The following is a 12887-nucleotide window of genomic DNA, read 5'->3' as shown; positions in this document are numbered from 1 at the left end:
CTCCGAGAAGGACGAGAACGGGTGGGTAAGTCGGCGATGTCGTGACTGTAGAGCGGGAAAACCCGAGGTCAGCCGCTATAGGGCAATGTGACGGCGACTGGTGAGGAACGGTCATGGTCCGGTCACATTCGGCGCGCGGAGCGGTCATGGCCCGCTGTGAGCATTCTTTGCGTCCCCGCGAGAGGTCCGGGGAGAAGGAGAGGCTCAGACTGTGTCAGCGCTGCTCGTGCCACCCAGCCGTGTGTGCCAAGCACGGAACGAGGGTTTCGCCCTGCGGACCATCACCGCTCAGACATACCGCGCCTTCCTCGCGTCCCCCGACGGCACCGCGCTCGGCGCCGGCTTCCTTCAGTGCCCCTCCTGGGCCGACGTCAAGGAGGGCTGGCGCGCCCAGCTGCTCGGCTGGGGGCCGGATCCGGAGGCGGGCGCACTGGCGGGTGTGGCCCTGGTACTGCTGCGGCAGTTCCCCGGCACCCGCAAGTACTTCGCCTACCTCCCCGAGGGGCCCGTCGCCGACTGGAACGACCCCGACATCGACGGCTGGCTCGATCCGCTCCTCGAACACCTGCGCCGCGCGGGTGCCTTCGCCGTGCGTATCGGCCCGTCGCCCGCCTACCGGCGCTGGGACGCCGCCCTGCTCAAGCCCCTCGCAGGTCCGGGCCGGCGGCTGGGCGACGTCCTCGCCAGTGAGGTCGACCCGCTCGGCAGCGCCGTGGCCGAGCGACTGCGGGCCCGGGACTGGCGCCGCTGCGGTGGTGACGGGACCGGCGCCGACGCCCAGCCCCGGCACGTCTTCCACGTTCCGCTCGCCGGACGCAGCACCGAGGACCTGTGGTCCGGGCTGAACCAGGAGTGGCGCCGGAACGTGCGTCGCGCCCAGAAGGAGGGCGTGGAGGTGGTGGTGGGCAGCGCCGCCGAACTCCCCGAGTTCTACCGGCTGTTGGACATCACCGAGCGACGCGACGGCTTCCGGCTCGGCCGCTCCCTCGCCTACTACGAGCGTCAGTACGCGGCGCTCAACGCCGAGGAACCGGGCCGGATGAAGCTCTACCTGGCCCGTCACCAAGGGGAGACCCTGGCCGCCCACACGATGATCACGGTGGGCAACCGGGCGTGGTACCAGACCGGCGCCTCCGCCGACCACCGTCGTGAGGTCCGGCCCTCCAACGCCCTGCAATGGCGGATGCTGCTGGACGCGCACGCCCTCGGCGCCGACGTCTACGACATGCGCGGGGTACCCTCCACTCTCGATCCTGGGGAACGTGCGTACGGGCTGCTGCGGTGGAAGCTCGGCACCGGGGGGCAGGTCGTCGAGACGTTGGGGGAATGGGAGATGGTGTTGGGCGGCAGCGCCAACCACGCGATTCATCGCGCCTTTCAGGCGTACCTGAAGCGCCGATGAGACAGCAGACGCCGGGCACGTCGACCGGCACGGACAGCACGGACAGCACGGACGCGGCAGAGCCGGCACAGGACCTGGAGGCGACCGAGGTGGCGGAGGCCACGAAGGCGGCGGGGGCCACGAAGGAAGTCTCGGCGGCACGCGGCAGTGCCGTGATGGCCGCCGGATCCGTCGTCTCCCGCGCCACCGGTTTCGCCCGCTCCGCCGTGGTCGCGGCGGCGCTGGGCACCATCGGGCCGACCGCCGACGGCTACGCGGTCGGCAACGCCCTGCCCACCATCGTCTACGTGCTGCTCCTGGGCGGCGCGTTGAACGCCGTCTTCGTGCCCGAGCTGGTCAAGGCCGCCAAGGAGCACGAGGACGGGGGAGCCGCGTACACCGACCGTCTCGTGACGGTCTGCGTCGCCGCCCTGCTGGCGATCACCGCGACCGCGGTATGGGCGGCTCCCGCGATCATCGACGCGTACACCGACTACACCGGCGAACAGGCGGCCATGACGACCGCGCTCGCCCGCTACTGCCTGCCCCAGATCTTCTTCCTCGGACTGTTCACGCTGCTCGGGCAGATACTCAACGCGCGGGGCCGGTTCGGCGCGATGATGTGGGCGCCGGTCCTGAACAACGTCGTCGTCATGACCGTCTTCGGCCTGTACCTGGCCCTGGCCATGGGTGGCGGGGACACCCTCACCGCGACCGAGACCGCCGTCCTCGGCTGGGGCACGACCGCCGGCATCGCCGTCCAGGCACTCGCCCTCGTCCCCGCGCTGCGCGCGGCCCGCTACCGCTGGCGGCCCCGCTTCGACTGGCGCGGCAGCGGACTGACCCGCCCCCTGCGCGCGGCCGGCTGGCTCGTACTGCTGGTCCTCGCCAACCAGGCCGCCTACTGGGTCACCACCCGGCTGGCCACCACCGCGGGCCTCGACGGCGGCCCCGGATACGGCGCGTACAACAACGCCTATGCCCTGTGGGTCGTACCGCACGGCATCATCACGGTCTCCGTGGTCACCGCGCTGATGCCACGGATGAGCGCGGCCGCCGCCGACGGGGACACCGCCGCGGTACGGCGCGACGTCTCCCACGCCCTGCGCGTCTGCGCCTCGGCCGTCGTACCCGCAGCCTGCGCGTTGTTCGCCCTCGCCCACCCGGTGATGACCCTCGTCTTCGGATACGGCAGGACCAGCGCCGACGACACGGCCGCCATGGCCGGGATCCTGATGGCCTTCGCGCCGGGACTCATCGCCCTGTCGGGGCAGTACGTGCTGTCCCGCGCCTTCTACGCGCTCTCCGACACGCGTACGCCGTTCCTGCTCAACCTCGTGATCGTCGCCCTCAACGCGGGACTGTCCCTGGCCGCGGCCCACCTGCTGCCGGCCCGCTGGGCCGTGACGGGCATGGCGGCGGCGTACTCACTGGCGCTGTGCGTGGGCTGGGCGGTGACCGGCCTGGTCCTGAGCCGCCGGCTCGCCGTCGCACGCCCCTGGCGCTCGACCGCCGTCGGCGCGCACGCGCGGCTGCTGCTCGCCGCCGTCCCCGCCACCGGCCTGGGCCATCTCGCGGCCCAGGGTGCCGTGCCGGCCGGCGCCCTGGTCTCCGCAACTGCCGGGGCGGTCGCCGTCGTCCTCACCTTCGCCCTGCTCGCCCGTCCGCTGCGGCTCGCCGAACTCGCCGCACTGCTCTCCGGCATCCGCCGGAGACGGACCCGTACCTGACCATCACCTAGGGAGAACTGCCCATGCCCCGCGTGCTCCTCATCGAGGACGACCCGTTCGTACGCGAGGGGGTCGAACTCGGTCTGCGTCGCCGCGGCCACGAGGTACGGGCGACCGCGACCGGTGAGGCCGGCCTCGACGCGCTGGCCGAGTTCCGCCCCGATCTGCTGCTCCTGGACCTGATGCTGCCGGGCATGACCGGTGTCCAGGTGTGCCGGCAGGTCCGCGAGCACAGCCAACTGCCGATCATCATGCTCACCGCGCGCGGCGACGACTTCGACGTGGTCATCGGCCTCGAAGCCGGTGCCGACGACTACATCGTCAAACCCGCACGCCCCGAGGTGATCGAGGCCCGGATCCGGGCCGTACTGCGCCGTCTGGACGACAGCGGCCCGGGCCGCCCGGCCATCGAGGTCTACGGCGAACTCACCATCGACCGGGTCGGGTTGACCGTCACCAAGGCCGGCCGGCCGCTCGCGCTCGCGCCCTCGGAGCTCAAGCTCCTGCTGCACCTGTGCGCCGCCCCCGAGCAGGTGTTCAGCAGACAGCAGCTGCTGGAGCACGTCTGGGAGCACAGCTTCCACGCGGACGCCCGCCTCGTCGACGCGTGCGTCCGCCGGCTGCGCGGCAAGATCGAGGACGAGGCGGGCAGCCCTCGCTACGTTCAGACCCTGCGGGGCTTCGGCTACCGCTTCGGGCCGCTGTGACGCTCGGTGAGCGGTGGCGGATCAGGGCGTTCGGGCTGCGTACGCGGCTGTTGCTGGCCTTCGTGCTGGTCGCCGCCGTCAGCGCGGGCACGACGGCCGCCCTGACCTACCGCGAAGCCCGCAACGCACTGCTGGAGACGGCACAGGACACGGCGGTCTCCTCGTTCCGCGACCAGGTCCAGCAGACGGGCTTCTCCCTGCCCGTGCGCAAGGAGGGCCTGGAGGAGGTCCTGCGCGACATCGCCCGCAAGGGCAAACCGCATCCCTGGGTGGTGTTCGCCGAGTACGGTTCGATCCGCGCCTCCTCGGGCGAGAACCCCGTCTCCACCGTCATCACACCCGAACTGCGCCGTGTCGCGCGGGCCAACCCCCACGGCACCTTCGAGCGGGTCGTCAAGGACGGCGTCCCCTACCTGACCATCGCCATGCCCACCGTCTTCAAGGCGAGCCCGGACAGTGTGCTGCCCACCCGACTCGTCCTGTACGCCGTCATGCGGATGACCGACGAGCAGATCAACGTCGACGCCCTTCTCATGGCCGGCCGGGACGGCGCCGTACCCGGTCTGGCCGCCGCGCTGATACCCGGCCTGATCGCCGCACGCAGTGTGCTGCGCCCGGTGCGCAAACTCCGCGAGGCGGCCCTGAACATGGGCAACGGAAAACTCGACACCAGGATCCCGGTACGCGGCAGCGACGAACTGACGGACCTGGCACGCACCTTCAACGAGTCGGCGGCACAACTCGAGCGGTCCGTGCGGGAACTGCGCGAGGCCGAGGAACGCGCCCGCCGCTTCGCCTCCGACGTCTCCCACGAACTGCGCACCCCCCTCGCCGGAATGCTCGCCGTCACCGAGGTCCTCGACGACGGCGCGGAAGGCCTGGACGCCGACACCGCCAGGGCCGTCCGGCTGGTCAACGCGGAGACCGGAAAGCTCGCCGTGCTCGTCGAGGACCTGATGGAGATCTCCCGCTTCGACGCCCGCGCGGCCGAGCTGAACGCCGACGAGGTCGATGTCGCCGAGGCCATCCGCAGCACCCTGCGCAACCGGCACTGGACCGACGAGCGGATCCGCGTCGAACTCCCCGACGGCATCCGGGCCCGGCTCGACCCGCGCCGCTTCGACATCGTGATCGCCAACCTCGTCGGCAACGCCCTGCGGCACGGTGGTGCACCCGTCACCGTGCGCCTGCGCAGCGAGGCACGCTCCCCGGGCCCGCCCGTGCTGATCACCGATGTCGTGGACAGCGGACCCGGCATCCGCCCCGAGGCCCTCCCGCACATCTTCGACCGCTTCTACAAGGCCGACGCGGCCCGCACCCGCTCGGCCGGCAGCGGCCTGGGACTGGCGATCACCCTGGAGAACGTGAAGCTGCACGGCGGAACGATCCACGCCGGGAACCGCGCCGGGGGCGGTGCCGTCTTCGCCGTGGAGATACCGCTGCACACGGAGGAGACCTGCGGATGAGACGACGTCTGCGGGTCGTCTCCCTCGCCGTCGCGGCCGCCGTACCGCTGCTCGGCGGCTGCGGCATCCAGGAGAGCGACGTCATCGAGGCAGGCGGCCCAGCCAGCGTCCAGGCCTTCCTCAACCGCGAGTACGACATGCTGCTCTTCTTCCGTTCCCCCGACGGAGGACTGAGCCCCGTGATCCGCACGACCGGCCCCTCGGCAGGGCTCGGCGGCGAGTACGAGGTGTCGGGCTCCGGAGACCAGAACGCCGGCGACCCGGAGGGACCGGTGCCGACGGAGAAGGTCGTCCTGGCACTGCTCAACGGCCCGGGGGAACTGGACCGGGCCGCGGGTCTGAGCACCGCGCTTCCCGGCATCGGCCGCGGCGGGTCCGTGGCGGTCGAGCCCACCTCGGACGGGAGGGTCACCGCCCGTGTGCCGCTGGCCCTGGGGGAGTTGGACAGCACCGCACTGCGTCAGCTGACCTGCACGATCGCCTACAGCCAGGATCCCGACGGGCAGGTCGTCGTGGAGCTGAGGGGGCAGGACTCCGTAACGAGGTCGGACACCTGCGGACTCGCCCGCGTCGCCACGCCGTCCGACGCGACGGGCTGAGAGACGCCTCGATTCCTTGTGCACGGCTCTGGGAACTTATGGGGCGCATCACTACTCTCCGCCCATGATTCCTACGGTGGTCTGGGGCACAGGCAACGTCGGGCGCGCCGCCATTCGGGCGGTCGCGGCGCACCCGATGCTCAGCCTGGTGGCCGTGCTGGTGTCCAGCCCCGCCAAGGTCGGCAAGGACGCGGGCGACCTCGGCGAACTCGGCCGGCACCTCGGAGTGGCGGCGACGGACGACGTGGACGCGGTGCTCTCCACGGCCCCTCGCGCTGTGGTCTACGCGGCGTCCGGTGACGTCCGACCGGACGGCGCGATCGAGGACATCGGCCGTGCGCTGCGCACGGGCGCGGTGGTCGTCACCCCCTCCCTGTACGGCATGTACGACCCCACGAACGCCCCCGCTGAGATCCGCGACGTACTGCTGGCCTCCGTCGAGGCCGGGGGCGGCTCGCTGTTCGTGTCGGGAGTGGACCCCGGCTGGGCCAACGACGTGCTGCCGGTGCTGATCAGCGGGCTCGGGTCCGACATCGACGCCGTCCGCTGCCAGGAGATCTTCGACTACTCCACCTACGACCAGGAAGAAGCGGTTCGCCATCTGATCGGCATGGGACACCCCCTGGACTACGAGCCGTTGATGCTCGCCGAGGGTATTCCGACGATGATCTGGGGCGGACAGCTGCGCATGATGGCGCGGGCGCTGGGCGCCCAACTGGACGGCATCGAGGAGACCTTGGAACGCCGCCCGCTCGAAACGACCGTCGTCACCGACACGATGGGGGAGTTCCCGGCCGGCACTCAGGGAGCGGTACGCCTCGAGGTGCGGGGTGTGGTGGAGGGCGAACCCCGCATCGTCATCGAGCATGTCACCCGCATACACCCCGGCTGCGCCCCCGACTGGCCGACACCACCCGGCGGCGGGGCCGGCGCACACCGAGTGATCATCGAAGGCCGCCCCCGCATCGAGGTCACGGTCGAAGCCACGGACGAGGGGGAGAACAGAGCCGCCGGGGGCAACGCTACGGCGGTGGGTCGGCTGGTGAACGCCATCGACTGGCTGGTAGAGGCCGGACCCGGCCTCTACGACGCGCTCGACGTCCCGCTGCGTCCGGCGGTGGGCAGACTGGGAAAGAAGTGATCATGGAGATCGACATCCCCGAGGGCGCCGACCCCATCCTGTACGTCTGGGGCGACATGGTCCCCGGTATCGGCCCGGCGGCCGGCGCCTTCTCGCTGGCCGTCTACGAGCACAGCACCCTCGGACTGCGCGAGTTCGAGGCCGCCCGCCTGCGTGTCGCCCAGATCAACGGCTGTCTGTTCTGCCTGGACTGGCGTACCGAACGCGACGGGGAGAAGGTCGAGGAAGGCTTCCTCGACGCGGTCACGCGATGGCGCACCACGGACGCCTTCGACGAGCGGACCCGGCTGGCCGCCGAGTACGCCGAGCGTTACGCCGTCGATCACCACCACTTGGACGATGAGTTCTGGAAACGGATGAGGGAGCACTACAGCCAGGCGGAGATCGTGGAGCTGTCGATGAGCATCGGCTCATGGCTGGCCTTCGGCCGCCTCAACCACGTACTGGGCCTCGACACGACCTGCGCCCTACCGACGTCACACCGTCCCTGACACGCAGGTCCCTGTGACCCGGTGTCAGGGCTGAGCGGACAGACGGAAGCTCTGCGCCGCCGAGTTGTCGCAAGAGCGCTGTACGAGTTGCACGCCGTTCGCGGAAGTACCGTTCGTGCTCAGGCACTTGCCGCTGTGCCGGGCGACGAAGTGGTAGCCGCCGCCGGCCTCCCGCACCGGCTGCCACTGCTGGTTGGTGCCCCCGCCGTAGGCCCACAGCTGCAGGGGTGCGTTGTCGGCGGCGGACACGCCGGTGACGTCGATGACCTGCTGGGGATTGCCGCGGTTGGTGATCCGGGTGTATCCGCTGTCGGTGGATCGGAACTGGAACTGCTGGGCGAGGGTCCCGTTGCAGGCGTACTGCTGGATCGCCGTGCCGTTGGCCGTGGCCGCACCGCGTGCGTCGACGCAGACCGCGGCCGCGTTGCTCGTCAGCGAGTACCACGTGGTCTCGGAGATCGGATCAGTGGGCGTGGGATTGCTGCCGGCGCCGCCGAGCCACTTGAGCCCGTCGAGGAGGAAGCGGTTCTGGGTGGGACTGGCGAACGTCGAGGACAGCCGGGTGTTGGTCTCGTAGTTCATGGCGTTGTGCCCGAAGTTCGCGTACAGCATCTTGTACTGGGTGTTGGTCCACAGGATCGGGTAATAGCCGCTGTACCAGGACTGGTTGGGGTCGGTGCCCAGCGGGAAGCTGCTGGGGTCGACGGACGCCAGGACCTTGATGTTCGGGTTGGTCCGCAGGTCGTTGGACCAGCTGTACCACTCGCTGACCGCCGACGTGAACGTCGCTGGAAGGGCGGCCGTGGCGGGATGGGTACGGTCCTCGGTGCGCAGGACCGCCGTCGTCGGACCCCAGGTGTTCGACCGGAAGTTGCCGCTGCCGAGGAAGGTGTTGTAGTACCAGGGCCATTGCCCGGCGTTGGTGGTGAACGCCGAGACATGGAAGCCCAGCCAGCCGCCACCGGCACGCATGTACCGCTCGAAGCCCGCCTGTTGGGCGGCTGTCTGCGGTGCGTCGTCGAGGAACAGGACGACTTGGTAGTCGTTCACTCCGCCGTTCGCCAGCAGGTTCCAGTCGGTGGTCGCCCGGTAGGTGAAGTTGTTCTCCGCCGCGGCCCGGGGAAACCACTCGTTGGCCTCCTTCACGAAGTCGATGTGGGCCGCGTCCCAGGTGCCGTTGTAGAAGGCGATCACCTTGAACGGACCGGCCTGGGGTGCCGCGGTCGCGGAGTGGGCCGGGACGATCAGCGCCAGCACGAGCGCCAGCAGGGTCAGCAGCCGCACTGTGAGCCGCTTGACGGGTGACTCGGGGTGCGCGTGTCGACGAGGCCGCGGTGGTGTGGTTCGAGGCATGGCTGCTCCTCCTGAGCGCGCGGCGGTCGGACGCGGTTGATGAGCAGGGTTACTTCACACCGTGATTTAAGAGCTGACGTAAAACCCCTGTCAATACCTTGGTCCAGTCCAATCGGTCCGCGATGTACGCCACTTGACCCGTCAGTCAGTCACAGGCGCTTCCGTTCAGCGAGAAAGCCGCGGGGGAGGGGTTGTCGCCGCTGAGGGATGCCTGGACCCCGAAACTCGCCGTCGCGCCGGGTGCGATCGCTCGGTTCCAGTCGGTGTTGCGGGCCACGACGGCGGTGCCGCTCTGCGTGACGGTCGCGTTCCAGGCGCTGGTGACACGCTGGCCGCCTGCGTAGTTCCAGGCCAACTGCCATCCGTCGACGGGGGATTGCCCGGTGTTCTTGACAGTCACGGTCGCTGTGAAGCCGTTGCTCCAGGCGCTGTCCACCTTGTAGGTGACCGCGCAGGCCGCTGCGGGCTGCTCACCACCACCGGTGGAGGTCCGTTCGGCGGCGTAGGCGGCGAGCCAGGCCAGCGGAGCGTTCCAGTTGACCGCCACCTCGTTGGTGGAGTACGAGCCGATGTCGTCGATGTAGCACGCGGCGGACGCGCATCCGGCCAGCTTCGCCTGCGCGACCGGGTCCTGGAGGTCGTCGTTGGGGCCGCCCGCCATTGAACCGGCCGGAGGGTTGGGCAGTGAGGCGTCCGCCTGGTGCGCCCAGAAGCGGTGGTGCTGGTTGCGGGAGTCCTTCTCGCCGTAGCCGGTGACGTAGGACTGGCCGAGGGCGTTGCGGCCGAGCAGGTAGTCCATCGCCTCCAACGCACCGCTGCGATAGCGCCCGTTGCCGGTCAGCTCCCCGGCCACGGCCATCACGACCGCGTTGTTGGCGACCATGCTGTTGGAGCCCCAGAAGTACCCGTCCGCCGGGAGGGGGACGGCGTAGCCCTGCGCGGCCATCCTGGCGAGGTAGCCGTCGGCGGCCGACGTCACCGAGGTGCGGATGCGTGCGAGGTCGGAAGCGGGCAGACCGTTGGGGACGGTGGCCAGGGTGAGCCGGCCGAGGGCGGCCGTGTCGGCCCATCCGAAGCCGTAGGAGGTGAAGGCGTCGGCGGAGGTGTGCCAGGACGAGGAGGTCACGGCGTCCCGGAAGGCGCTCTCGCCGGTCGTCGCGTACAGCTCGGCGGCCGCCCAGTAGAACTCGTCCGTGACCCGGGTGTCGCCGTAGGCCCCGCCGCCGGTGCTGTCGGAATCCGGCGCGTACATCGCGGGGTTGGCCTGAGCAGCCGTCCAGGCCCGGCGGGCGGCCGCCAGACAGCGGTCGGCGTAGGCCGCGTCGTACGGGCGGAACACCCGGGCGCACTGGGCCGCGCTCGCCGCGAGGTTGAGGGTCGCCGCGGTGGACGGGCGGTGCAGCTCGCGCTGTTGGGCGTCCTGCTCCGGGCGGGTCGGCAGGGCGGTCCAGTTCGCGTCGTGGATCTTGTGGAAGGCCATGCCCGCGTACGGCTTGCCCACCGGCACCTGCATCCGCATCAGGAAGTCCAACTCCCAGCGCGCCTCGTCCAGGACGTCCGGGGTGCCGTTGCCGCGCTCGGGGACGCGCAGCGTCGAGTCGCCCAGCGCGGCGCCCTGGCCCGCGCGCTGCGCCCGCTCGAAGGAGTTGACGACCAGCCAGGTGGAGATGCCGCCGTTCACCACGTACTTGCCCTGGTCGCCGGCGTCGTACCAGCCGCCTCTGACGTCCTGGGTGTAGTCGCACACCCCGGACTGGCAGGGGACGGACGTGTCACCCTTGTTCGGCGCGACGCCGAGGTGCCCGGCCGGATGGGCGTACGCGGAGCCCACCAAGGAGGCGTCGATGGCGATGCCGCTGCGCTGGTGGTAGAAGAACGCCATCGCGTCGGAGCGCAGCCCGTCGTAGAGGTTGGCGCGAATGTCGAACGGCTCGCTGGTGCTGCCGTCCGCGGTCAGGACGTAGCCCGAACCCGTGGTCTGGTACGAGGAGAAGTCGGCCACCTGGACGGACTGGCCGGAGGGAGCGTCCGCGCCGCGCGGGGTGGTGGAGCCGGAGGCGACCACGGTTCCGGAGGCGTTGCGCAGCTGCCAGGTGAGCGACTGGCTCGCCGTGGTGACGACGGTGGCGCGCTTGGGGCCGTCGGGCAGGTAACCGACCTGGTTGACGCGCAAGGCGCTGGTCGCCGCGGCGGCGGTGGGGGCGGTCAGCAGGCCGCCGACGAGGAGCGAACTCGTCAGCAGGGCGACTGCGAGAGGCCTGCCGTGGTGGCGTACCGAGGCGAACGAGGGCATCAGCGGCTCCTGATGGAGGGCGTGCGCGGGCGACTTTGGGAGCGCTCCCATGAAAAGGAGCGTGTCATGGGCACGTCTAGCCGTCAATCGGTGTGCACCCGGAAGGTGCCGGCGGCCCGCCCCGCGCTCGGCGGGGCGGGGGCCGGTCACTGGCCTGGCGTGAGGATGTAGGTGTTGAGGGTGTTGACCGAGCTGAGCGGGGTGGGGGAGCCCAGGTCGTAGCGGTCCACCGCCACATAGGTGGGCTTCTTGCGGGCGGCGGGCGTGCAGAAGCTCTGGGCGCGGTTGAGGAGTTTGCCGTTGTCGGTCGTCGCGGTGGAGGCGAGGGTGTAGTCGCGGAAGTGGTTCATGACGAACAGGGGGTGGAAGGCGGACGAGTCGGTGGTCAGCGGTCTGCCGGTGCCCCAGCGGCTGTAGCAGGACCAGTCGGAGTCGCCGATCCCGCCGCCCATGGACCAGTAGTTCTCCACGGTCCATTCGCGCTGGTACATCACCCCGAAGGTGTCCCGGGTGGCCCAGCCGTTCGCGGTGTCGCTCGCGCGGGTGCGGTCACTGAAGATCAGCAGCTGTCTGCCGCGAGCGGCCAGGTCGGCCATGGTGGGCCAGCCCTTGGTGGCCACGCCCTCCTGGTCGGGCCGGTAGAGCACGTCCGACAGTCCGCTGACCGAGGCGAGCGAGGACTTCAGCACGTCGGAGGAGGCGTAGTCCTCCAGGAACACGGTGACGAACTGACCCGGGTTCGCCTTCAGGAAGTCGACCATGCGCTGGAGGTCGGTGGCGAGCGGCACGGGGTTGCTGACGCCGCTGCAACTGTTGTGGCACAGCACGGCCTGCCCCGAGACGGCGTAGTCGTCCAGCATGAACCCGCGTACACCATCGCTGAGTTGCCGGCTGACGCCGTAGCTCTGGTTGGGGAACAGGCTGACCGGGAACGAGGCGAAGTTGCCGTCGGCGCCGTTGGCGAAGGCGTTGTGCGAGGTCAGGAAGGTGACCTGGTCCAGGGTGCGGGAGTCCCCCGACGCCGCCGTGGTGGCGTGCGCGGCCGGCGTCAGATACCAGCGGGCCAGGTCGCCCGACGAACCGAGCTGTACGGCGGCGGAGTCCGAGGAGGAGGTGGTGAGGTACTGGGAGGTGCCGGGCGCGGAGACGGTGTATGTGCTGCCGGCGGCCGCCGTGATCGTCCAGGTGGTGCCGTCCGCGCCGCACGACGCGGTGACCGCGGAGGTGCCGCTGCGGCCGAGGCAGGTCCCGGACTCGTCGGCGTTCCGGAGCTGGTGACCGCCGCTGACGGCGACCGGGGTCCACTGCTGGTGGTCCTCGTTGCCCTTGGGATTGTGCGCGGCGACGGTGCCGCCGCTGTCGGCCGCGTTGAGGCCAGTGACGTAGTTCTGGAGATAGACCGTGGCCGTGGGGACGGCCGCCGCGGCCTGTCCGGGGGACAGGACGGGCAGGGTGAGGGCGAGCGCGGCGGTGCCGCACAGGGCGCGCAGGGGGTGCATGCGCACGGGGTTCCTTTCGCTCCGGTACTGCGGATGGTGTGGCAGAGACATGACATATCTGACGGAGCGGGTGTGGTGCCAGGCCTGATGCGTGAACTGTTGCTGCGCGGCGAGTCGGTGACTGGCCGTCAGGAGCCGATCGGCGGTGCGGGTGCGGGCTCGTTCGGCGAGCCGGGGGAGTGGAGGCCCAGGGTGTCGTGGGGCCCGCTTCCGTCCAGCGCGTGGAC

At 70.5% G+C, this 12887-nt stretch carries 10 protein-coding genes; 7 read left to right on the top strand and 3 right to left on the bottom strand.

The window, feature by feature from the left end:
* Nucleotides 1-211 precede the first annotated feature (211 nt).
* From ABKA17_RS35895 to ABKA17_RS35865, 7 genes are all read left to right on the top strand, one after another.
* On the top strand, nt 212-1402 hold the full coding sequence (locus tag ABKA17_RS35895) for a lipid II:glycine glycyltransferase FemX (RefSeq protein ID WP_353696532.1): 1191 nt from the start codon (nt 212-214) through the stop codon (nt 1400-1402).
* 155 nt (nt 1403-1557) lie between these two features.
* Nucleotides 1558-3111: a murein biosynthesis integral membrane protein MurJ gene (gene murJ, locus ABKA17_RS35890; protein ID WP_502994490.1), complete on the top strand. Its 1554-nt coding sequence runs from the start codon at nt 1558-1560 to the stop codon at nt 3109-3111.
* A gap of 23 nt (nt 3112-3134) precedes the next feature.
* Nucleotides 3135-3818 (top strand): response regulator, encoded by a 684-nt coding sequence (locus ABKA17_RS35885; RefSeq protein ID WP_353696530.1) that lies wholly within the window; start codon nt 3135-3137, stop codon nt 3816-3818.
* Nucleotides 3815-5284, top strand: coding sequence for an ATP-binding protein (locus ABKA17_RS35880; protein WP_353696529.1), 1470 nt, complete (start codon nt 3815-3817; stop codon nt 5282-5284). The genes ABKA17_RS35885 and ABKA17_RS35880 overlap by 4 nt, the downstream gene beginning before the upstream one ends.
* Nucleotides 5281-5883, top strand: a complete 603-nt coding sequence (locus ABKA17_RS35875; RefSeq protein WP_353696528.1) for a hypothetical protein — start codon at nt 5281-5283, stop codon at nt 5881-5883. Before ABKA17_RS35880 ends, ABKA17_RS35875 begins: the two co-directional genes overlap by 4 nt.
* 64 nt (nt 5884-5947) lie before the next feature.
* A complete protein-coding gene (locus ABKA17_RS35870) occupies nt 5948-7024 on the top strand; it encodes an NAD(P)H-dependent amine dehydrogenase family protein (protein ID WP_353696527.1) in 1077 nt (358 codons plus the stop codon).
* A gap of 2 nt (nt 7025-7026) precedes the next feature.
* A complete protein-coding gene (locus ABKA17_RS35865; protein ID WP_353696526.1) occupies nt 7027-7515 on the top strand; it encodes a carboxymuconolactone decarboxylase family protein in 489 nt (162 codons plus the stop codon).
* Between the two features lie 24 nt (nt 7516-7539).
* Here the strand turns inward: ABKA17_RS35865 and ABKA17_RS35860 are convergent, their stop codons facing one another.
* The 3 genes from ABKA17_RS35860 to ABKA17_RS35850 form a co-directional block, all read right to left on the bottom strand.
* The gene (locus tag ABKA17_RS35860; RefSeq protein WP_353696525.1) at nt 7540-8868 is read right to left on the bottom strand and encodes a ThuA domain-containing protein; all 1329 of its coding nucleotides are present in this window, start codon (nt 8866-8868) and stop codon (nt 7540-7542) included.
* A 145-nt stretch (nt 8869-9013) separates the two neighbouring features.
* Nucleotides 9014-11161 carry a glycoside hydrolase family 9 protein gene (locus ABKA17_RS35855; RefSeq protein WP_502994489.1) on the bottom strand — a complete coding sequence of 716 codons (2148 nt, stop codon included), beginning with the start codon at nt 11159-11161 and terminating at the stop codon, nt 9014-9016.
* 146 nt (nt 11162-11307) lie between these two features.
* Complete coding sequence (locus ABKA17_RS35850; protein ID WP_502994481.1) at nt 11308-12711, bottom strand: phosphoinositide-specific phospholipase C-related protein; 1404 nt, start codon at nt 12709-12711, stop codon at nt 11308-11310.
* Nucleotides 12712-12887 lie beyond the last annotated feature (176 nt).

This window comes from Streptomyces sp. RG80, from assembly GCF_040446465.1.
Taxonomy (GTDB): domain Bacteria; phylum Actinomycetota; class Actinomycetes; order Streptomycetales; family Streptomycetaceae; genus Streptomyces.
This window is presented reverse-complemented; position numbering and strand designations above follow the sequence as displayed.